18 protein-coding genes and 1 pseudogene are annotated in these 22,068 nt (G+C 61.8%); 7 read left to right on the top strand and 12 right to left on the bottom strand.

Going from position 1 to position 22,068, the window contains the following annotated elements; genetic code table 11:
• Positions 1–55 precede the first annotated feature (55 nt).
• The 7 genes and pseudogenes from C4J90_RS27505 to gap form a co-directional block, all read right to left on the bottom strand.
• Positions 56–1,147: pseudogene (locus C4J90_RS27505) on the bottom strand (cache domain-containing protein); the annotation flags it as partial.
• Between the two features lie 273 nt (positions 1,148–1,420).
• Positions 1,421–1,822: a YbaN family protein gene (locus C4J90_RS21095; protein ID WP_124420740.1), complete on the bottom strand. Its 402-nt coding sequence runs from the start codon at positions 1,820–1,822 to the stop codon at positions 1,421–1,423.
• A gap of 164 nt (positions 1,823–1,986) precedes the next feature.
• Positions 1,987–2,595, bottom strand: a complete 609-nt coding sequence (locus C4J90_RS21090) for a biliverdin-producing heme oxygenase (RefSeq protein ID WP_124420739.1) — start codon at positions 2,593–2,595, stop codon at positions 1,987–1,989.
• A gap of 137 nt (positions 2,596–2,732) precedes the next feature.
• On the bottom strand, positions 2,733–5,297 hold the full coding sequence (locus C4J90_RS21085; protein WP_124420738.1) for a TonB-dependent receptor: 2,565 nt from the start codon (positions 5,295–5,297) through the stop codon (positions 2,733–2,735).
• 116 nt (positions 5,298–5,413) lie between these two features.
• The gene (locus C4J90_RS21080; RefSeq protein WP_124420737.1) at positions 5,414–6,382 is read right to left on the bottom strand and encodes a FecR domain-containing protein; all 969 of its coding nucleotides are present in this window, start codon (positions 6,380–6,382) and stop codon (positions 5,414–5,416) included.
• A gap of 75 nt (positions 6,383–6,457) precedes the next feature.
• The gene (locus C4J90_RS21075) at positions 6,458–6,976 is read right to left on the bottom strand and encodes an RNA polymerase sigma factor (RefSeq protein WP_124368204.1); all 519 of its coding nucleotides are present in this window, start codon (positions 6,974–6,976) and stop codon (positions 6,458–6,460) included.
• A 187-nt stretch (positions 6,977–7,163) separates the two neighbouring features.
• Positions 7,164–8,165 (bottom strand): type I glyceraldehyde-3-phosphate dehydrogenase, encoded by a 1,002-nt coding sequence (gene gap, locus C4J90_RS21070; RefSeq protein WP_124364224.1) that lies wholly within the window; start codon positions 8,163–8,165, stop codon positions 7,164–7,166.
• Between the two features lie 220 nt (positions 8,166–8,385).
• Between gap and edd the strand changes: the two genes are divergently transcribed.
• The 4 genes from edd to C4J90_RS21050 all read left to right on the top strand — a co-directional run bounded on the left by edd (position 8,386) and on the right by C4J90_RS21050 (position 13,485).
• Entirely contained in the window at positions 8,386–10,212 is a 1,827-nt protein-coding gene (gene edd / locus C4J90_RS21065; protein WP_124415501.1) for a phosphogluconate dehydratase, read from the top strand.
• Complete coding sequence (locus C4J90_RS21060) at positions 10,209–11,165, top strand: glucokinase (protein ID WP_124364222.1); 957 nt, start codon at positions 10,209–10,211, stop codon at positions 11,163–11,165. The genes edd and C4J90_RS21060 overlap by 4 nt, the downstream gene beginning before the upstream one ends.
• Positions 11,166–11,291: 126 nt before the next feature.
• A complete protein-coding gene (locus C4J90_RS21055; protein WP_124364221.1) occupies positions 11,292–12,026 on the top strand; it encodes a response regulator in 735 nt (244 codons plus the stop codon).
• Positions 12,016–13,485 carry an ATP-binding protein gene (locus C4J90_RS21050; RefSeq protein WP_124364220.1) on the top strand — a complete coding sequence of 490 codons (1,470 nt, stop codon included), beginning with the start codon at positions 12,016–12,018 and terminating at the stop codon, positions 13,483–13,485. The genes C4J90_RS21055 and C4J90_RS21050 overlap by 11 nt, the downstream gene beginning before the upstream one ends.
• Positions 13,486–13,607: 122 nt before the next feature.
• Here C4J90_RS21050 and C4J90_RS21045 read toward each other — a convergent pair whose 3' ends face one another.
• Positions 13,608–14,537 (bottom strand): AraC family transcriptional regulator, encoded by a 930-nt coding sequence (locus tag C4J90_RS21045; RefSeq protein ID WP_124364219.1) that lies wholly within the window; start codon positions 14,535–14,537, stop codon positions 13,608–13,610.
• 328 nt (positions 14,538–14,865) lie between these two features.
• Here C4J90_RS21045 and C4J90_RS21040 point away from each other — a divergent pair, with 328 nt between their 5' ends.
• Both C4J90_RS21040 and C4J90_RS21035 read left to right on the top strand, forming a co-directional pair.
• The gene (locus C4J90_RS21040; RefSeq protein WP_124364218.1) at positions 14,866–15,207 is read left to right on the top strand and encodes an antibiotic biosynthesis monooxygenase family protein; all 342 of its coding nucleotides are present in this window, start codon (positions 14,866–14,868) and stop codon (positions 15,205–15,207) included.
• Between the two features lie 43 nt (positions 15,208–15,250).
• Positions 15,251–15,496, top strand: coding sequence for a hypothetical protein (locus C4J90_RS21035; protein WP_124420736.1), 246 nt, complete (start codon positions 15,251–15,253; stop codon positions 15,494–15,496).
• A gap of 121 nt (positions 15,497–15,617) precedes the next feature.
• Here the strand turns inward: C4J90_RS21035 and C4J90_RS21030 are convergent, their stop codons facing one another.
• Positions 15,618–16,253, bottom strand: a complete 636-nt coding sequence (locus tag C4J90_RS21030; RefSeq protein WP_124415499.1) for a flavin reductase family protein — start codon at positions 16,251–16,253, stop codon at positions 15,618–15,620.
• 191 nt (positions 16,254–16,444) lie between these two features.
• Here C4J90_RS21030 and C4J90_RS21025 point away from each other — a divergent pair, with 191 nt between their 5' ends.
• Entirely contained in the window at positions 16,445–17,200 is a 756-nt protein-coding gene (locus C4J90_RS21025; protein WP_124415498.1) for a hypothetical protein, read from the top strand.
• A gap of 115 nt (positions 17,201–17,315) precedes the next feature.
• Here C4J90_RS21025 and C4J90_RS21020 read toward each other — a convergent pair whose 3' ends face one another.
• The 3 genes from C4J90_RS21020 to C4J90_RS21010 all read right to left on the bottom strand — a co-directional run bounded on the left by C4J90_RS21020 (position 17,316) and on the right by C4J90_RS21010 (position 22,019).
• Positions 17,316–18,635 carry an MFS transporter gene (locus C4J90_RS21020; protein ID WP_124364215.1) on the bottom strand — a complete coding sequence of 440 codons (1,320 nt, stop codon included), beginning with the start codon at positions 18,633–18,635 and terminating at the stop codon, positions 17,316–17,318.
• Positions 18,636–18,933: 298 nt separating this feature from the next.
• Entirely contained in the window at positions 18,934–20,259 is a 1,326-nt protein-coding gene (locus tag C4J90_RS21015; protein ID WP_124420735.1) for a sigma-54 dependent transcriptional regulator, read from the bottom strand.
• Complete coding sequence (locus tag C4J90_RS21010) at positions 20,253–22,019, bottom strand: ATP-binding protein (RefSeq protein ID WP_124420734.1); 1,767 nt, start codon at positions 22,017–22,019, stop codon at positions 20,253–20,255. Before C4J90_RS21010 ends, C4J90_RS21015 begins: the two co-directional genes overlap by 7 nt.
• Between the last annotated feature and the right edge of the window lie 49 nt (positions 22,020–22,068).

Raw genomic sequence — 22,068 nt, 5'->3', positions numbered from 1 at the left:
GCTTGTCGAGGAAGCGGTTGAACCAGTTCACCAGCTCGCCCAGTTCGTCTTTTTTGCAGTAGGCCAGGCGCTGGGTGAGGTCGCCGTCGCCGCTGGCGATGTCTTTGAGCATGGCCGCCACGCTGTTGATCGGGCGGGTCACGCCAGTGGCCGTCAGCCAGATCAGCAGCAGGCCTACCAGGGCGGCGGCAGCCGCTACCAGCAAGGCCTTGAGGGTGCCTGTGGCCTGTGCCTCATCAAGCACACCTTGCAGCTTCACGTTATCGGCCAGCATCACCGCTTTGGGCAGTTTGATCACCACGCCCCAGGATTTGGCGTCGGGTATCGGCTTGACGGGGTACACGGCGCGAATGGTCTCGTCCTGCTCGCGGATCATGGGGCGGTCGCTGGCGAGCAGCTGTACGATCTCCTTGCCTTCGGCGCCGAGCGTGTCGATCAGGTTCTTGCCCACTCTGGCCGGTTCACCGCTGTAGGCCGCGATCAGACCGGTGCTGGACAGCACCTCCAAGTGCGCCGCGCCGTTGAACAGGTCTTTCTGCGCCGCATCGGTGACCGCTTGCAGGGCGTTGAGGGCGATATCGACACCGACGACGCCGATAACCTTGCCATCCACGATCAAGGGCAGGGAGATGGTGGTCATCAGCACGGGTTTGCCGGCCACCGTGTCTTCGTAGGGGTCCAACAGGCACGTAGTGCGAGTGTCCCGTGGGCAGGTGTACCAAATGTTGTAGGGCGTGCCGCTGAGGTTGAGGCTGGTTTTCGTCAGGTCATCTTCAACCATGATCGTGTTCAGGCTGGCGCCGCCGGCCCGGCTCCAGTAGCTGGAGAAGCGGCCTTTTTCGTTGGAGACGCGTGCTTTGTCGTCGACGAACTCGCTGTCCTTGCCATCCAGTCCGTTGGGTTCGAACGACAGCCAGATGCCCAGCACCTTGGTGTTACGCTCAAAAGCGGTTTTTACGCTCTGGTTGATGTCTTCGCGCAAGGCACCCGCGTCCAGCGAGCGCTTGGCCCCCAGGGTGCGCAGGTCTTTGACTTGATCGGCGAGAGCGGTGACCACTAGCAGGTTTTCGTTGAAGGTTTTCTGCAACTGCACGGCCTGTTCGGCCGCCTTGGCTTGCAGCAGCTGTTCTACGCTGGCAGTCAGCATTCGTGAGCTTGAGTCACTGACCAATTGATCGTTCTGGTTGGTGTTGTAGATGTTGATGCCGACCACCAGTGCGATCACCCCTAACAGGCAGAGGCCGGACAGCAGCACGATTTTCAAGCGGATAGAGAGGGTGTCGAACATAGGTTCACTCACGAATGGACTTGTTGAGATGCGCAGAGCCAAGTCCATTCGGCGCCATGTCTGAAACATCGGCGTAACAAATCAATTCATGAGTGACAGGCGATGAGCGGTAGGAAAACCCCTACACACACGTTATACGGGCCGTGCAAGCCGTTCGGGGCGCGACCAGATCCACAGGTTGCCCAGGCTCATGCCGGCGATCGCCAGGTAGATCGGCCAGCCATGATCAAGCATTACCAGCATCAGGGCGGCGCACAGCAACATGCTGACGGTGGCGCTGACTTTGGCCCGGCGCGCGATGATCTTGCCATTGCGCCAGTTGAACAGAATCGGCCCGAACAGGCGGTGGTTTTCCAGCCAGGCGCTGAGGCGTGGCGAGCTTTTGGTCGCGGCCCAGGCGGCAAGCAGGATGAATTCGGTGGTGGGCAAACCCGGTATGACAATCGCCACCAAGCCGATCCCCAGGCTGACGTAGGCCAGCAGGCCGTAGAGGATCTGCGCGATTTTCGAGGTGGATTGGGGTTTGCCGGTCATGGTGTGTGCAATCAGGAGGTAACAAAAAGTCAGCATTGAAGTGCGGTTTAAATGTGGGAGGGGGCTTGCTCCCGATGACGGTGGGTCAGTTATGGAATTCGTTGCTGGTACACCGCTATCGGGAGCAAGCCCCCTCCCACAGTTGATTGCATTTCAATTCAAGATCAGGCCAGTTCAGGGGCGCTAGCGTACGCCTGTTCCAGCAAGACGGTGAAGCGCACAAACGCATCGATGGCGCCTTTATCCATGGCGGCTTCTTCCTCGGCGCTCAATTGCATTGCATCGAGGGTGCGAGTGAAGCTTTTCCAGCCTTCGGCACGGCCGCCCGCCGGCTCGCCCAGGTGACGCGCGCCGAAGGTTTCGCTCAGGCCCAGGCCCACGGCCCGTTTGATCAGGAAGGCAGCGCCCAATTTGGAGCCTTCGGAGACGAACAGCCAGCCCAAGGCTTCGGCCACACTCGGATTGTTCACCGCCCCGGCAACCGGGGCCGGCACGTCGGTGTCGAGGTCGCCCAGGTCGAGTCTGGCGGCGTCTGCGCGGCAGCGTTCGGCCAGGTTGGGGATGATCCGGTTCAGTTCGGCATCGTTGTACAGCGCCACCAACTCCGATTGGAACAGGTATTGCGCCACCACGAAGCGGGCAAAGTTGGCCTGGGTTGCAAACGGGGCGTGGGCCTTCACCAACGCATCGAGCCTGGTGTGTGGCGCGTGGGTGATCTGGTTCAGGCGCTGGGAGCGCAGGCTTGGACGTTCTGCGGTAGGAGAAGCGGTCATGAAAAAGTCCTTGAGAGGGGGAGCGCCTTTCTGGCTCTGAAGAGAGCGGTTATCAACTAGACGAACAGGAAGACGCAGCACAGTAAAAATTCCGCATCTCGCCGCTCGAACATCGCGGCGAGATGCAGCGGTTGGCGTCAGATGTCCCAGATCACATTGATCGCGAAGTTGCGACCCGGCTGGGTCAGGCGATCGAGGTTGGCCGGGCCGGTCACCGCGGCTTCGCCGACGCTGTCGTAGCTGCGCACGTCATCCCAGTTCCAGTACTTCTTGTCGGTGAGGTTGTAGACGCCGCCGTTGATGGTCACGTCGTGGGTGACTTTGTAGTAGGCGCTCAGGTCGAGAATGCCGAACCCTGGCGTCTTGAACGGGCCGCTGGTGTCACCGTCCGGGGCGTGGAAGGTGCTGCTGTCGACGCGATTCTGTTTTTTCACCAGGGTCCAGCTCAGCAGGCCGCCGTAGCTGTCCTGATCGTAGCCCAGGCCGAAGACGCCCTTGAGCGGGTTGACGCTGTTGAGCGGCTGGCCGTTGTCGTCGTTGCGGCCATGGGCGTAGGACACCGCTCCCTGGGTATACAGGCCTTGCGGCGCACCGAAGGCGTCCAGGTTCAGGCGGCCCTTGGCTTCGGCGCCCTTGATGGTGGCGCGTTTGATATTCACCGCCTGGAACTGCTCGACGGTGCCGCCGACCACCGCGTTGTCTTCGTCGATGAAGTCGCGGTATTTGTTGTAGAACACGGCGATTTCAAACGAGCCCGCGTCGAACTTGCCGCGAAGCCCGGTTTCGATGCCCTTGCTGGTTTCCGGCTTGAGGTCGGGGTTGGGCTCCACGGTGTAGCCCAGGTTGAGGTTTTCGAAGCGGCCGTACAGCGCCTTGGCGGACGGTGTGCGGAAACCTTCGGCGTATTGGCCGAACCAGGTGTATTGATCGGTCAGGGCGTAGGTCAGGCCGAACTTGGGCGTGACGCGGTGCCAGGTTTTGTCCTTGCCGTCGACCGCATATTCACCGGTGGGGTTTACGGTGCTGAGGAATTCCTCGGTCAGCTTGGGCTTGAGCCGGGTGTAGTCGTAGCGTACGGCGGGCAGAAAGGTCCATTTATTCCAGCTGATCTGGTCCTGGGCGAACAGCGAGTAGGTGTTGATGGTCGGGTCGGGGAAATCGCTGGATTTCTTCACGCTGTCGCCGGCCGACGGGCTGGGCGCGCCGATGGCGGTGCAGCCGCTGCCGACCGCCAGGCAGGTGGCGCTGCCTTCACGCGAACCGGTGACTTTCTGCTGCTTGAGGGTGGTGCCGTAGGTCACCTGGTGCTCGGTGTCGCCCAGGCTGAAGGCCTTGTCCAGCTGTGCATCGAAGACCCACTGCTTTTCTTCGTACAGGGTGTCGCGGGTGCGCAATACGCGACGGCCCGGCTGATAGATTTCAGCGGTGGTCTGGTCGGTCTTGGCGATCTGGTAGTTGAGGCTGGTCTTGATGCGGTCGGCCATCGGCGAGTCGAGGGCGAAGCTGTTTTCCAGGCCGAAACGTTCACGGGTAATGGTGTCGTTGCCGCGACGGTCACGGTACAGGTTGAAACCACGCCCGCCAATGAACGGGCCGCCCACCGCATTCTTCAGGTTGACGTCGCGATCATCCTTGTACTTCTCGTACGTCAGACCCAGGCGGTTATCGTCGCCATAATTCCAACCCAGTTTGGCCAGCACGTTGGTGGTGCGTGCGTCCTCCGGGTTGGCGCCGGTGCGGGCCAGGCCGGTAGCGTTGTTGCCGTCATAGGCTTCGGTTTCGTGACCGTTGCGCTGGCTCAGGTGCAGCAAACCTTCGACGTCCTGCACACGGCCGGCGACGGTGGCGGAGGTCAGCCAGCTTTCGTCGGCGGAGCTGTAGCCGGTCTTCAGGCGCGCGCCGACGTCCTGCCCGGGCTGGATGATGTCATCCGGGTCGAGGGTGAAGTAGCTCACCGCGCCGCCAATGGCGCTGCTGCCGTACAGGGCCGAGGCCGGCCCGCGCAGGATCTCCACGCGCTTGACGATTTCCGGGTCGACGTAGTTGCGCCGGGTCTTGGCGTAGGGGCCGTTGAAGAAGTTGTCCGGCACTTCCACGCCGTCGACCTGGGTAAGAATGCGGTCGCCGTCGATACCGCGAATGTTATAGCCGGCATTGCCCGAGCGCGTACCGGCGCCGCCCACCGACACGCCCGGTTCGTAGCGCACCAGCTCACGGGTGGTGTTGACGTTCTGGCGGTCCAGTTCCTGGCGGTCGTGCACGCTGACCATGCTCGGTACGCTGCCCACATCCTGCTCGGTACGAGTGGCGCTGATGGTCACCTGCTGCAGGTTGAGGGCGCCGCCGGCGGCACGTTTCTCCAGGACGATGTTGTTGTTGCCCAGCTTGCGATAGCTCAGGTTGGTCCCCACCAACAGCCGCTCCAGCGCTTTCTCCGGCGACAACGCTCCGCGCACGCCAGGGGACGACACACCCTGGCCCAACTCAGCCGGCAGGCCGACTTGCCAGCCGGTCACGCCGGTGAAAGCGTTCAGCGCTGATACCAAGGGCTGCTGTTCGATGCTGAAGGTGTAATTGCCTTGGCTGCGCGGTGCGGGTTCGGCGGCAGTGGCGGCCATTGCCGGCGCGCCGGCCATCAGTATGGCGGCGGTCAGCAGAGAAAGGACGGGCGAACAAGACCGGCGGTTGAAACGAGAGGACATCGAGAGCGCTCCGGAGATACGAATCTTATAGTTGCGAACCGAACCAAATAGGAATCAGTTGCATTGGCTATAACAAGACGTATCGCCGTTCAGCATCGAGTAAAAATAATTCTCATTTAGTTCAAGATCACCAGCGCCGGGTATTCCGACAGCTTGGCCGAGGTGATGTGGGCCAGGGAACGCACCACGTCCAGCGGTTGGTCGAGCCGATAGTTACCGGTGACGGCGACACCGGCGAGCTTGTCGTTGGTGTTGACGATCCAGCCCGGATAATAGCGACGCAGCTCCGTCAGCACTTCGCCCATCGGGCAGTTTTCGAACACCAGTCGGCCCTGGACCCAGGCCAGGTCCTTGCCGGCGTCCAGCTTGGCCGGCTGACCAAAGCCCTTGGGGCCGATGCGGATGCTTTCACCGGCACTCAGGCGCACCCGGGCGTCGTCGACGGTGTTGCTCAGGTCGACATCGCCGCGCTGCACTTGCACCTGGGCTTCGCCGTCGAGATAGCGCACGGCAAACGCTGTGTCGCGCACGCTGGCGCGCACCGGGCCGGCGTCAATTTCCAGCGGCAGGCCACGGCTGGGGGCGATGTCGAAAAACGCTTCGCCCTGGTAGAGGCGGGCGATGCGCTGGTGGTCCTTGATGCGGCTGGAAAACGCCGAATTGGTGTTCAGCAATACGTTGGCGCCCTCGTCCAGTTGCAGGCGCTGGCGTTCACCGACCACGGTGAGGTGGTCGGCCTGCAGGCGTACCGGCAGGTTGCTGAAGCTGAACAGGCCGAGCAGCAGCACGGCGGCGGTGGCCAAGGGTTTCCAATGCGGTTTGATCCGGCGCCAGGCGCTCGGCCTGCGTGGCGCGGCCAGGGCCACGGCGGCGCTGTGTACGGGCGCGGCACCCCAGGCGGCCTGGGCTTTGCTGAAGGCGTGGGCGTGCGCGGGGTCCTCGGCCAGCCAGGCTTGGAACGCAGCTTGTTGGCCGGGTTGCGGGCACTGCAAGGCGATCAGCCAATCGAGGGCTTGGTCCATGGCCGTGTCTTGCAGCACCTCGTGAGCCAGCTCGTGGGGGCGCAGTTTATTCGGGTCCGTCACGGTGTTCCTCGGGTCTTCGCCACGTTCTATTCATTTTTCCTACAGCCTGGATCGACACTTCTGTCGGCGTGAAGCTTAAGGCTGATCCAGCCGTTCGGCCACACCTACACAGATGGCCATGATCAACTTCAGTTCCTTTTGTACGGTGCTCAAGGACACCTGCAGCTGATCGGCGATTTCCTGGTAGCTGCAACCGTGCAGGCGGCTGAGGATGAAGATCCGCTGCTGGCGAGCACTCAACTGGCCCAGGCTGACGCTCAGGTGCTCGAGCAATTGCTCGGCCTGGGTCGCGTCTTCGGGTGTGCTGATCGGGGCGGCAACGCTTTGCAGGATATCCAGCGGGACATCTTCCTGCAGGGTGCGGGCCTGGATCCTGCGTGAACGCAAATGATCCAGCGCCAGGTTGCGCGCGGTCTGGTAGACGAAGGGTTCAAGGTGGTCGATCGGCCGCTCACTCAGGGCCCGGGTCACGCGCAGGTAGGTTTCCTGCAACAGGTCCTCGGCGGTGCTGTGGTTATTCACCATGCGTTGCAGCGTGCGCAGCAGAATCACCCGTTGGGTGAGAAAGACGTGGTTGAAGCGAGATTGGCTCACAGTGATACCAGACCGATTTGCAGTTAATGATAATGCTTATCATCAACTCAAATGGCAAGTGGCTTGATCGTTCCCACGCTTTGCGTGGGAATTCATCCTGTGACGCTCCGCGTCACAACCTCCGGAGCGCGACGCAGAGCGTCCGGCGCTGCATTCCCACGCAGCGCGTGGGAATGAGCAGGTCGTGTTACTCGGCGTTGCACAGCGCCAGGCAGTTATCCAGCATCCGGTTCGAGAAGCCCCACTCGTTGTCATACCAAGCCAGCACTTTAAGCAACTTGCCGCTCACCTTGGTGTGATTGGCATCGAAGATCGAAGACAGCGGGTTATGGTTGAAGTCACTGGAAACCAGCGGCAGGGTGTTGTAGCCGAGGATTTTCGAATGCTGGCTGGCGTGCTTCAACAGCGCGTTGACTTCATCGGCCGTGGCTTCTTTTTTCAACTGCACCGTAAGGTCCACCAGCGACACGTTGATCACCGGCACGCGCACGGCCATGCCGGTCAGCTTGCCCGCCAGTTCCGGCAATACCAGGCCGACGGCTTCAGCGGCGCCGGTCTTGCTCGGGATCATGTTCTGGGTGGCCGAACGTGCGCGGTACGGGTCGGTGTGGTAGACGTCGGTGAGGTTCTGGTCGTTGGTGTAGGCGTGAATCGTGGTCATCAGGCCGCTTTCGATGCCCAGTTCGCGGTGCAGCACTTGGGCCACCGGCGCCAGGCAGTTGGTGGTGCACGACGCGTTGGAAATGATCTGGTGCGATTGACGCAAAATGTCATGGTTTACACCGTAGACCACGGTCGCATCCGCGCCCTTGGCCGGGGCAGAGATGATCACCTTGCGCGCACCGGCGCTAATATGGGCGGCGGCCTTGTCACGGTCGGTGAACAGGCCGGTGCATTCGAACACCACGTCGATCTTGTGTGCGGCCCACGGCAGGTCGGCCGGGTTGCGAATGGCACTCACGGCGATCCGGTCGCCATTGACGGTCAGGCTTTCCTGATCGTGGGCTACCTCTGCTTCGAATGTGCCATGCACGGTGTCATATTTGAGCAGGTGGGCATTGATCGAGCTGTCGCCCAGATCATTGATGGCGACGATCTGCAAATCCTGGCGATAGCCTTGGGTATACAGTGCGCGCAGAACATTACGGCCGATACGGCCAAAACCGTTGATTGCGATACGTAGAGTCATTGGAAAGTGCCTATCGTCGATTTGTTGTAAGAATTACAAGATTATTCGCATAAAAATAGAAAACAAGCCTTTTTAGTGGCAATATTTTGTTCAATCTACAACGAGTGACCTGAATCAACTGGTCCGATGATCCAAACGACTGCCTGCCATCCATGCGCTGCGGGCGTTTGATCAGCATAGACACTCAGGTCGCCACATCCGTTAGCCTGGAGTTCTATACATGCATCCCCGCGTCCTTGAGGTCACCGAACGGCTTATCGCCCGCAGCCGCGCCACACGCGAGGCTTACCTTGCGCTCATTCGCGGCGCAGCCAGCGACGGTCCGATGCGCGGCAAGCTGCAGTGCGCCAACTTCGCCCACGGCGTGGCCGGTTGCGGCACCGAAGACAAAAACAGTCTGCGCATGATGAATGCCGCCAACGTGGCAATTGTTTCTTCATATAACGACATGCTCTCGGCGCATCAGCCGTACGAACACTTCCCTGAACAAATCAAGAAAGCCCTGCGCGAAGTCGGCTCGGTCGGCCAGTTCGCCGGCGGCACGCCCGCCATGTGCGATGGCGTGACCCAGGGCGAGCCGGGTATGGAGCTGAGCCTGCTCAGCCGTGAAGTGATCGCCATGTCCACGGCGGTCGCGCTGTCCCATAACATGTTCGACGCCGCGTTGATGCTGGGCATCTGCGACAAGATCGTCCCCGGCCTGATGATGGGCGCGCTGCGCTACGGCCACCTGCCGATGATCTTCGTGCCCGGCGGGCCGATGCCGTCGGGCATCTCCAACAAGCAGAAAGCCGATGTGCGCCAGCGCTACGCCGAAGGCAAGGCCACCCGCGAAGAGCTGTTGGAATCGGAAATGAAGTCCTACCACAGCCCCGGCACCTGCACCTTCTACGGCACCGCCAATACCAACCAACTGTTGATGGAAGTGATGGGCCTGCACCTGCCGGGCGCCTCGTTCGTCAATCCGTATACGCCGCTGCGCGATGCACTCACCCGCGAGGCCGCGCACCAGGTCACACGCCTGACCAAGGCCAACGGCAACTTCACGCCGATTGGCGAGATCGTCGACGAGAAGTCACTCGTCAACTCCATCGTCGCCCTCAACGCCACGGGCGGGTCCACCAACCACACCCTGCACATGCCGGCTATCGCCATGTCGGCGGGCATTATCCTGACCTGGCAGGACATGGCCGACCTCTCCGAAGTGGTGCCGACCCTGTCGCACGTGTACCCGAACGGCAAGGCTGACATCAACCACTTCCAGGCGGCGGGCGGCATGTCGTTCCTGATCCGCGAACTGCTCGAAGCCGGCCTGCTGCACGAAGACGTCAACACCGTGGCGGGCAAGGGCTTGAGCCGTTACACCCAGGAACCGTTCCTGGTCGACGGCGAACTGATCTGGCGCGAAGGCCCCATCGAAAGCCTCGATGAAACCATCCTGCGCCCCGTGGCCCGTGCGTTTTCGCCCGAAGGCGGCCTGCGGGTGATGGAAGGCAACCTCGGCCGTGGCGTGATGAAAGTCTCGGCAGTAGCGCCCGAGCACCAAGTGGTCGAAGCGCCGGCGGTGGTGTTCCAGGACCAACAGGACCTGGCTGACGCCTTCAAGGCGGGCCAGTTGGAAAAAGACTTTGTCGCGGTGATGCGCTTCCAGGGCCCGCGCTCCAACGGCATGCCCGAATTGCACAAGATGACGCCGTTCCTTGGCGTGTTGCAGGACCGTGGGTTCAAAGTCGCCCTGGTGACAGACGGGCGTATGTCCGGCGCCTCGGGTAAGATTCCCGCCGCGATCCACGTCAACCCCGAAGCCCAGAGCGGCGGGCCGCTGGCGCGGGTCCAGGATGGCGATATCATTCGCGTCGATGGCGTTACCGGCACCCTGGAGCTTAAGGTGGACGCCGAAGAATTTGCCGCGCGCACGCCGGCCACGGGCCTGCTGGGCAATAACGTGGGCGCCGGTCGCGAGTTGTTTGCATTCATGCGCTTGGCCGCAAGCTCCGCAGAGCAAGGCGCCAGCGCCTTTACCTGTGCCTTGGAGACGCTTAAGTGAAGTTAGCGCTGGTCGGTGACATCGGGGGTACCAACGCCCGTTTTGCGTTGTGGCGAGATCAGGCACTGCATTCGATCCGCGTGCAGGCCACGGTGGATCACGCAAGCCCTGAGGAGGCCATCAAGGTCTATCTCAAGGAGGTAGGCCTGGTGCTGGGTGACATTGGTGCGGTGTGCCTGTCGGTGGCCGGCCCGGTGAGCGGCGATGAATTCAAGTTCACCAACAATCACTGGCGCCTGAGCAAGACGGCTTTCTGCCAGGCGTTGCAGGTGGACGAATTGCTGCTGGTCAACGATTTCTCGGCCATGGCCCTGGGCATGACTCGCCTGCAGCCCGATGAATTTCGCGTGGTGTGCGAGGGTACTCCGGAGCCGTTGCGCCCGGCCGTGGTGATCGGCCCGGGCACCGGGCTGGGGGTCGGTACCTTGCTGGACCTCGGCGCAGGCCGTTGGGCGGCGTTGCCGGGGGAGGGCGGCCATGTCGACCTGCCCCTGAGCAGCCCGCGTGAAACCCAGTTGTGGCAACACATCTACAGCGAGATCGGCCATGTCAGCGCTGAAACTGCGTTGAGCGGGGGCGGTTTGCCGCGCCTGTACCGGGCGATCTGTGCGGTGGACGGGCACACACCGGTACTGCACACGCCCGAGGCCATCACGGCGGCGGGGTTGGCGGGCGATCCGGTGGCGCTGGAAGTGCTCGACCAGTTCTGCATCTGGCTGGGCCGAGTGGCCGGCAACAATGTGCTGACCACGGGCGGGCGTGGCGGTGTGTATATCGTGGGCGGGGTGATACCGAGGTTTGCCGACTTTTTTATCCGCAGCGGTTTTGCCAGGAGCTTTGCCGACAAAGGCTGCATGAGTGACTACTTCAAGGGCATCCCGGTGTGGCTGGTGACCGCGCCGTATTCCGGGTTGACCGGCGCGGGTGTGGCGCTTGAGCAGGCATTTGCTTAGGCTGTGACGGCCTCATCGGGGGCAAGCCCCCTCCCACATTTGAAGGCGTTCACAATTCAAGGTGTGGGAGGGGGCTTGCCCCCGATGAGGCCATCAAGAGCACCTCATAACAACAAGGAGGACCCCGTGAGCGTAATCAGTAAATCGATTCTCCTCGTCGACGACGACCAGGAAATCCGCGAATTGCTGCAAACCTACCTCAGTCGCGCCGGCTTCCAGGTCCGTGGCGTGGCCGATGGCGCGGGGTTCCGCCAGGCGATGAACGAGGCGCCGTGCGACCTGGTCATCCTGGATGTGATGTTGCCCGATGAAGACGGTTTCAGCCTCTGCCGCTGGATCCGCCAGCATCCGCGCCAGGCGCAGGTGCCGATCATCATGCTCACCGCCAGTTCCGACGAAGCCGACCGCGTGATCGGCCTGGAACTGGGCGCCGATGACTATATCGGCAAGCCGTTCAGCCCCCGCGAGCTACAGGCGCGGATCAAGGCGCTGCTGCGACGCTGCCAGTTCGGCCAGGAGCGCAGCAGTGGCGGCGAGGTGTTGGTGTTCGATGAATGGCGCCTGGATATGATCAGCCATCGCCTGTTTCACGTGGACGGCGAAGAGGTGATCCTCTCTGGCGCCGACTTTGCCTTGCTCAAGTTGTTTCTCGACCATCCGCAACAGATCCTCGACCGCGACACCATCGGCAACGCTACCCGGGGCCGCGACCTGATGCCGCTGGACCGCATCGTCGACATGGCCGTCAGCCGCCTGCGCCAGCGCCTGCGCGATACCGAAAAACCACCCCGGCTGATCCGCACCGTGCGCGGCAGCGGCTATCAACTGGCAGCCAGCGTGGTTGCCGGCAATGCCCACTGAACGCCTGCGTGAACTACGCCGGCGGATCCCGGTACCGCGTTCGCTGCTGGGGCGGATGTTACTGCTGACCCTGTTGGCGGTGCTGTTTGCCCAGGCGTTATCCAGCGTGATTTGGGTGTCGCAACTGCGCGCTACCCAGCTCGAAGGCCTGGTGACGGCTGCCCGCAGCCTGGCGCATTCGATGACCGCCAGCGTGAGTTATTTTCGTTCATTACCGGTGGCCTATCGCCCGCTGGTGCTCGACCAGTTGCGCAGCATGGGCGGCACGCGTTTTGTGGTGACCCTCAACGATCGCCCGCTGGACATGCAGGTCTTGCCCGAAACCCCGCGCAAGCAGGCGGTGCTGGTGGCCGTGGACGACGTGCTGCGCCAGACCCTCGGCGCCGATGTGCATATCTCGGTGGAGTTCGTCAGCGCCGAAGACCTGCGCATCTTCAATGCCGGGCTTAAGCTCGACGAACTGCCGCGCTCCTGGGCTCACTACGCATTGACCCTGGAGCCGGTCAACCCGCCGGTGCTGGTCACCCAGATCCAGCTCGCTCCCGGTGAATGGTTGTACATCGCCTCGCTGCTGCCCGAACCCTACACCAGCCTTGAAGAACAAGGCCTGCCAGCCCAGCAGGTGTGGTTTATCGTGTTGACCAGCGGTTTCCTGCTGCTGTTCATCGGCTTGCTGGTGCATTGGCAGAGCCGCCCGCTCAAGCGCCTGGCGCGGGCGGCGCGGGACATGTCCCTGGGCGCGGATGTTGAGCCGGTGGCCGAAGGCGGCGGCAGTGAGGTGGTGGAAGTCGGTCGTGCGTTCAATGCCATGCGTGAGCGCATCAGCCGTTACTTGACTGAGCGCAGCCAGTTGTTCAGCGCGATATCCCATGACTTGCGCACACCCATCACACGCCTGCGCCTGCGCGTGGAATTGCTCGAAGACGAAAACCTGCAAGCCAAATTCGGCCGCGACCTGGATGAGTTGGAATTGCTGGTCAAAGGCGCGTTGCAATGCGTGAAAGACACCGATATCCACGAGAACATCCAGCCGGTGGACCTCAACCATGTGCTCGAATGCCTGGTGGAGCCTTACCTTGCGCCCAACGGCAATGGGCGGGTGACCCAGCATGGGCAGGCCCTGACCACCTATCCGGGCAAGCCGCTGGCGCTCAAGCGCTGCATCGGCAACCTGATCGACAATGCGCTGAAATACGGGCAGAACGCGCATTTGCACATCGAGGACGATGGCGCCGAGTTCATCCTGCATGTGGACGACGAAGGCCCCGGCGTGCCGGAACAGCGGTTGGAGCAGGTGTTCGAACCGCACTTTCGCCTGGCCGGGCAGCAGCAGGGCTATGGGCTGGGGTTGGGGATTGCACGCAATATCGCCCATAGCCATGGCGGTGAGGTGAGTTTGCAGAATTTGCGCGAGGGTGGGTTGCGGGTGACCCTCCAGCTACCGCGCGGATTAGACTGAATACACGCAGGACCCAATGTGGGAGGGGGCTTGCTCCCGATGGCGGTCTATCAGCTACACATCAGCTGACTGACCCACCGCTATCGGGAGCAAGCCCCCTCCCACATTTTGTCTGTGTCAGGTCAGATGCTTTGACGCAGTCTGGCCAAGTCTCTTAACGGCGGCGCGCCAAACAACCGGCTGTACTCCCGGCTGAACTGCGACGGGCTTTCATATCCCACCCGATACCCCGCCGCCGAGGCCTCCAGTCCTTCGGCAATCATCAGCCGCCGAGCTTCCTGCAAGCGCAGTTGTTTCTGGTATTGCAGCGGGCTCATGGCGGTGATCGCCTTGAAACGGTGGTGCAGGGTCGAGACGCTCAGGTTCACTTCCCGAGCCAGGTCATCGATGCGCAGCGGCTGTTCGTAGTTGCCGTTCAACCATTTGATCGCCTGGCTCACTCGGTGGCTCTGGCTGTTGGCCACGGCGATTTCATACAGGCGATAGCCTTGGGGCCCGCGCAACAAGCGGTAGAGAATTTCGCGGTTGATCAGCGGGGCGAGCATCGCGATGTCTTTGGGCGTATCCAGCAGGCGGGTCAGGCGTAGCACGGCATCAAGCAACTGATGGTCGATGCGGTCGACGTACATGCCTCGGGAAGTTGGACGCGACGGCACACCCATCGGGCCGGCTTCGGCGATCAGTGCGGTGAGCTGGGCCGGGTCGATATTGATGCGCACCGACAGGTTGGGGTCTTCGGGGGTGGCGTCGATAATTCGCCCGGCCACCGGCATGGCGACCGAGAACACCAAATAATTGAGCGGGTCGTAGGCAAAGATTTCGTCGGCCAGGCGCACTTCCTTGCTGCCACTGGCGAGGATGCACAGTGCCGGCTCCACCAGCACCGGCATGAAGTCACGCGGCGTGTTGTGGCGGTTCAGGTACAGCGAAGTGATCGCCGTGCCGTAGGAGCCATCTTCCCAGGTATGGCGGTGCACGATGCTGGCCAGTTCGGCACGCTGCTTTTCCATCTCGGCATCGAGGGGCATGGGCTTGAGGTCGGGCGACGACATGGGGCGTCCTCTACACACTGGTTGAATGGTGCTCAGCTTAGTGGTGGGTATTCAAAAAGTGTTACGTCGATTCTGCACAATCCTTGCCTGATCCTGCGGCTTATCGTGAATCAGGCAAGCAAGGCGGCTGTCATCTCCCTGAAATATGCCGTTCGGGCCTGGAATAAATCCAGCGCCGGAACGTCATGCCTACGCTTCTCGCAGGATTGTGCAATAAGCCGGCAGGAATTGACTAACCGTGACCACACCGGCGCCGCTATCTTTGATCCTGTGGCAACACGCCCTCACAGTGCTTGCCGAGCATCACTTCTCAACGGGAGAGTCGAACATGTCCACCCCCATTCCCGCGAGCCATATGGCCTTTGTCCGTGCCCGTACCGGGTGCAGCACCGAACTCGGTGCACGCTTGAGCAGCTTGATCGAACCGGGCCGACAGGCTCAGGGTTGCCTGCAATTTACCGTGCAGCATTCCCAGACCGATCCCGATGTATGGCTGATTTCGGGCTTCTGGAGCAGCGAGCAGGCGATGAGCGCCTACTTCAATTCTCCGGCCCTGATGATCTTCACCGAGTTGCTGAACGACATGGTCGTGCGCAGCATGGACTTCCAGACCTTCACCGATGCATCCGCCGTCAAAGCCTACGGCGAGTACCTGCAACTGGCCGGCTAGAGCGTTAGAATGGCCGACTTTTCATTGGCCAGGACGTTCAAACATGGCACGTAAACAATTTGCCCACCACGAAGCCGTTTCCGCCGTAGTACCGGGAGAGGGCGGCTACAGTGCCGCCATCGCCGTCAAGGCACTGGACGGCATGGGTGCACCGCGCTTTCACAAGATTCTCGATGGGCAGACGTTCAAGACGGCTTCCGACGCCGATGATGCGGCGGCGGTGCAGCTTGAATGCCTGGTCGACGTGGATGCAGAGGGTCAACTTGCCTGGGCAACTGCCTCCAACTAAAGGCCACCGACGATCCAAATGTGGGAGGGGGCTTGCTCCCGATAGCGGTGTATCAGCTACACATTAGTTGACTGACACACCGCAATCGGGAGCAAGCCCCCTCCCACAGGTTGACTGTGTTTCAGTCAGGCTTTTTGGCGCCTGGGCGGTACATCTTGAACAGCGCCTCCGGCCCCAGCTGGAAATAATCCGCCGGGCCGCCACCGCGTAAAATCGGCTCGGCGGCGGCTGTGTCGTAGATCCCGTCCTTGAGCAGCCATTTGGCGATGTGCACCGCGACCACTTCGCCCAGCACCAGCCAGCTGGGTACCAGCTGCTGGTCGGCGCGTTGCAGCTGGATAATCTGCGTCACCTTGCATTCGAACGACACCGGGCTCTCGCCCACTCGCGGTACGCCGACGACTTTCGACGCCACCGGCGTCAGGCCGGACAACTCGAATTCATTCACCTCTGGCGAAACGGCTGCGCAACTCTGGTTCATCTGCTCGGCCAGTGGGCGGGTCGCTAGGTTCCACACAAACTCGCCGGTCTGCTCGATATTGTTCAGGCTGTCTTTGCGCCCCACGCTGGAAAATCCAATGATCGGCGGAATGTAGTTGAACGCATTGAAGAAACTGTAGGGCGCCAGGTTAAGGCGGCCCTCGCGGTCGTGGGATGAGATCCAGCCGATCGGGCGTGGGCCGACGATGGCATTGAACGGGTCATGGGGCAGGCCGTGGCCGTTGGCGGGTTCGTAGAAATGGATATCGTCGGACATGGGCCGGGGTTCCTGCTGCGGGATCTGGGAGGCAGCCATAGTGCAATCCATGACGGCCAATTTCCATCGACAATATGGAATTTTCATTCCTCGCCCACCTATTTTTCACAGCTCCCCGTTCAGTCTGCGCGCCAGGTCGACACCCCTATAAGTCGGCCATTGAATGACTGAGCTTCGGAGCCTTCCCACCTATGAATAAACTTCCTCAGATCACCCTGGCGTTCTGGGTCATGAAAATCTGCGCAACCACCCTGGGCGAAACCGCCGGGGATTTGCTGTCGATGACGCTGAATGTCGGGTACGCCATCAGCTCGATGATCCTGATCAGCGTGTTCCTGGTCACCCTGGTGACGCAACTCTGGTCGAAAACCTACAACCCGGTGCTCTACTGGATCGTGATCCTGTCCACCAGCACAGCCGGCACCACGATGTCGGACTTCATGGACCGCACCCTCGGCCTGGGATACGCCACAGGGTCGATGATCCTGATCGTGATCTTGATGATCATCTTCGCGATGTGGCACCTCAGCGGTGATTCACTGAACGTGAACAAGGTGCAGACCTTCCGGGGCGAGTTGTTTTACTGGATGGCGATCCTGTTCTCCAACACCTTGGGCACGGCATTGGGCGATTTCCTGGCGGACGATTCGGGGCTCGGCTTTGCCGGCGGTGCGCTGTTGATCGGCTCGACCATCGCTGTGGTGGTGGCGCTGAAGTACTTCACCCGGATCTCGTCGGTGCTGTTGTTCTGGGTGGCGTTCGTGCTGACCCGGCCGTTTGGCGCGACGCTGGGCGACTTCCTGACCAAACCCCATGAAAAGGGCGGGTTGGATTTTGGCACCATTGGTTCGTCGGCGGTGTTGGCAGCGGTGCTGGTGGTGATGATTGCCGGCGCGTCGTATGCGCAGCGGCGCTATGGGCAACGCGAGGTCGCAGAGCTTTCCTGATTGAACAAACAACACAAACTAATGTGGGAGGGGGCTTGCCCCCGATGACGGTGTATCAGCTACACACTAGCTGACTGACACACCGCTATCGGGAGCAAGCCCCCTCCCACATTTTTTAGTCGGTGGTGATGCGCGAGTGTTTGCGTGTGTCTTTCATGGTCACGTAGACCACCAACGACACCGCGATACACGCGGTCACGTACCAGTAATAGCCGGTTTCCATGCCGATGCTCTTGAACCACAGCGCGATGTATTCAGCGGTGCCGCCGAAGATCGACACGGTCAGGGCATAGGGCAGGCCTACGCCCAGGGCGCGGATTTCAGTTGGGAACAGCTCGGCTTTCACCACTGCGTTGATCGAGGTATAGCCGCTGACGATGATCAGCGCCGCCATGATCAGGAAGAACGCGCCCCACCAGCTCTGGATGGTGTGCAGGGTAGTGAGGATCGGCACCGTGAACAGAGTGCCGAGGATGCCGAAGGCGATCAGGATCGGCCGACGGCCAATCTTGTCCGACAGGCCGCCGACCAAGGGTTGCAGGCACATGAACAGGAACAGCGTCGCCGCCGAGATGGTGGTGGAGTCGGAGATGCTCATGCCGACGGTGTTCACCAGGTATTTCTGCATGTAGGTGGTGTAGGTGTAGAACGCCAGGGTGCCGCCCATGGTCAGGCCGACCACGGTGAGCAGTTCCTTGGGGTGGCGCATCAAGGTGCGCATCGCGCTTTCCTTGGCTTTTTCTTTCTTGGTGAATGACTCGGTTTCTTCCATGCCGCGCCGCAGGTACAGCGCAACCACTGCGCACAGCGCGCCGATGGCGAACGGAATGCGCCAGCCCCAGGCATACAGTTGCTCGGTGGTCAGCACTTGCTGCAGCACGATCAGCACCGCGAGGGCGATGAGCTGGCCCGAGATCAGGGTGACGTACTGGAAGCTGGAATAGAAACCACGACGCTCCTTGGTCGCCATCTCGCTGAGGTAAGTGGCGGAGGTGCCGTATTCGCCACCGACCGACAGCCCCTGCAGCAGGCGGGCAAACACCAGCAGGATGGGCGCACCGATACCGATGATTTCATAGCCTGGGCTCAGGGCAATTAACAGCGAGCCGAAGCACATCAGGTAGACCGAGGCCATCAGGGCTTTCTTGCGCCCGACCTTGTCGGCGTACAGGCCCATCAACCAGCCGCCGATCGGGCGCATCAAAAAGCCCACGGCGAAGATGGCGGCGGTATTGAGCAATTGGGCGGTGGTGTCGCCTTTGGGGAAGAAGGCTTTGGCGAAGTACAACGAGAAAGCGGCGTAGACGTACCAGTCGTACCACTCGACCATGTTGCCGACGGAGCCGCTGAAGATCGATCTGATCCGGCTGGAGGTTGTGCGTTCTTTTGCCGGCGCGGCCGCCGACCCCAGAGGCAGGGTGTTGGTGTTATCCATTGAAGGATCCTTCATCTAGTTGTTTTTATGGAGCGGCGCGTGCGCAGCCTGGTTCGGGCTGTAGCAGGAGCTGTGCCAGGTGGTTGAAGGCCCGGTTTAGAAGGGTTGCAGAATTTTTTTGAGCGGAATGTCGCTGATGGTTTTGGACTGATGAGCGGAAATCCGCTTATGGCTGCTGGCCTCATCGGGGGCAAGCCCCCTCCCACAGTGGACCGCGTTTATTCAGGAACAATGAGGTCAAAATGTGGGAGGGGCGGTGCAACGATTCGACTTGCCCCCGATGGCGATCTGAAGACCGCTAGAGAAACATCTCCCTTGCCAACCCATGCCGCTGCATCTTTTCATTGAGAGTCCGGCGCGGCAGTTGCAGTTCGGCCAGCACCGCCTTGATATCGCCTTTATGCCGGGTCAGCGCAGCTTTCAGGCAATGCGCCTCGAAGGCTTCCTGCTGCGCCGCCAAGGATTGCCCGGCCTCGATGCCCTCCGGTTCCGGCTCGCCAAGCCCCAGCACTTGGCGTTCGGCAGCGTTAGCGAGCTCGCGCACGTTGCCTGGCCAGTCATGACTGAGCAGGCGTCCCAGCGCCGGACCGCTTAGCGGCTCGGCGCTGCGGCCCAAACGCTGGGCAGCGTCCTGGGCAAAATGTTCATACAGCAGCGGGATGTCTTCGCGCCGCTCGCGCAACGGCGGCAGGCGCAGTTGCGCGACGTTGAGACGATACGCCAGGTCTTCGCGAAAGCGCCCGGCGCGGGCCTCTTCCAACAAGTCCGGCTTGGTGGCCGCGATGATGCGTAAATCCACATGAATGCTCTGATTGGAACCCAGGCGCTCCAGCTTCTGCTCTTGCAACACGCGCAGCAGTTTTACCTGCTGGGCCAAGGGCATGCTTTCGATTTCATCGAGGAACAGCGTGCCGCCATGGGCGTATTCCAACTTGCCGATCCGCTTGCCCTGGGCGCCGGTGAACGCGCCGCTTTCATGGCCGAACAGCTCGGCTTCGAACAGCTGCTCGGGGATCGCGGCGCAGTTGAGCGCGACAAACGGCTTTTTCGCTCGCGGGCCGAAATCATGCAGGCAGCGCGCAACCAGCTCTTTGCCGCTGCCGGTCTCACCGCGGATCAATACATTGACCGGCAGCGTTGCCAGGTCCAGCACTTGGCGTCGCAGGGTTTGCAGGCTCTTGGATACTCCGAGCAGACTGGATTCCAGCTGGGCGCGATGATCGGCTTGCTGATGCAGGCGGCGGTTTTCCAGGACCAGCCCGCGTTTATCCAGCGCGCGGCGCAGGCTATTGAGCAGCGCATCCGGGCTGAAGGGTTTTTCCAGGAAGTCGTAGGCGCCGTCGCGCATGGCTTCGACGGCCATCGGCACGTCACCATGGCCGGTGAGCAGGATGACCGGCAAGTCGGCATCGCGCCGCTGCACTTCGGCCAGCAGCTCCAGGCCGCTGAGGCCGGGCATGCGCACGTCGCTGAGGATCACGCCGGGGAAGTCCCTGGGCAACTGCGCCAGGCATTCCTCGGCACGGCTGAACAACTGCACCGCAAACCCGGACAGGCTCAACCATTGTTCGACGGCCGTACGAATGCTGGCTTCGTCATCCACCACAATCACCGCGTTCAACATAGGTCGGGCGTCTCCAGCGCGACAGGCAAGGTCAGGGTAAATATCGCGCCGTCGCCCCGGTTGCCGGCGATCAGGCGTCCGCCCAGTTCATGCACGATAGCGTAGGACACGGCCAGCCCCAAGCCGAGCCCGTCACCCACCGGCTTGGTGGTGAAGAAGGGGTCGAATACATTGTTCAAGTGTTCTTCGGCGATCCCACCGCCGCTGTCGCTGACGCTCAACTGCCAGAGCTGCTGGTCGGCGTGCAGGCGGATTTCCAGGCGTTTGCGCGGCTTGTCGGCCATGGCATCCAGGGCGTTGCGCAGCAGGTTGATCAGCACTTGTTCCAGGCGGATCGCGTCGCCGCGTACCCAGGCCGGGCGGGTCAGGTCCAGCACTACGCCGATGGCTTCATCTCGCAAGCGTGCGTCGAGCAGGTGCAGGGATTGATCGACCACGGTGGCCAGGTCCAGGCGTTCGCGCAGGCCGCTGGGGCTTTTACGCGCGAAGGTCTTGAGATGGCCCGTCAGCGCGGCCATGCGGGTGAGCATGTCATCCAGTGGTGTGAGTGCCTTGTAGGCATCGTCCACGCGGCCGTGGTCGAGCAACAGCCGCAGGGTCGCCAATTGCATGCGCTGGGCGGTCAGCGGTTGGTTGATTTCATGGGCGAGGGCAGCGGACATCTGCCCCAGTGCCGCCAGCTTGGCCGACTGCACCAGGCCATCCTGGGCGGTGCGCAGGGCCCGGGTGCGTTCCTCGACCAATTGCTCGAGCTCTTCACGGCTGCGTTGACGCAGACGCGCCAGGCGCCAGCGTTGGCTCAAAAACAGCACGAGGAACACCAATGCCAGCCAGGACCCGGCGGCGGCCAGGCCGGCGTTGCGTTGGTCTTCAAACGGGAACTGGGGTTTGCGCAGCAGATGCAGGGTCCAGCCTTCGGCTTTGAGCGGCAGCGATTCCCAGATGTAGTTGGCGTTGCCGTCGGGGCCGTTGACGCGCATCAGGTGGCTGTTGTCGCCGAAGCGCTGCAAGGTGTTGGTCTCCAGCGGCTGCAATTGCTTTTTGTCGTATTGGCGGGTGGCCTTGAGTTCGGCCAGGTCGCTGGCCGACAGCGCACGCAGGTTGCGGTAGCGCCAGCCCGGCTGGTTGGCGATAAACACGATCCCGCGCGCGTCGCTGACCAGCAGCAGGTCGTTACCCTGGGCCCATTCACGCTCCAGCTCGGGGAATTCGAGCTTGACCACCATGGCGCCGAGAAACTGCTCGTGTTCGTCGACCACGGCGCTGGAAAGAAAGTAACCCGGTATGCCGGTGGTCACCCCCACCGCGTAAAAGCGCCCGGTGCCCTGGCTCAGGGTCTGGCTGAAATACGGCCGAAACGCGTAGTTGTGCCCCACATAGCTGCTGGGCAGGTTCCAGTTGCTGGCGGCCACGGCCAGGCCGGTGCGGTCCATCAATTCGAGGGTGGAAGACTGGGCGGCGCCGTTGATGCGTTCCAGCTTGCGGTTGAGCAGGTCCTGGGTGGTGGCGTCCAGCGGGCCTTTCAAGGCGTTGATCATTTCCGAGTCCAGCGCCAGCACGGCGGGCAGGGCACGGTAGCGTTCGATCAGGGTGTGCAGCGAGTTGGCATACAGCGCCAGCTGTTGATTGGCACGGGCGGCGTCGTCCACCAAGGCCTGGCGTTCGGCATGGCGCGTGGCCAGAGCTGCCGCCAGCACCGCACCGGCGACGATCAGCAGGGAATAGAAGGTCAGGCGCAGGGGGCGAGGGATTGCGATCATACGAGGATGAACAGGCGCAGTGGGGGCGAGCACCATAGCATGGGCTGCC

The organism is Pseudomonas sp. R2-60-08W (assembly GCF_003852335.1).
Taxonomy (GTDB): domain Bacteria; phylum Pseudomonadota; class Gammaproteobacteria; order Pseudomonadales; family Pseudomonadaceae; genus Aquipseudomonas.
Note: the sequence above shows the minus strand (reverse complement) of the source record. Positions and strands in the feature narration are given on the sequence as shown.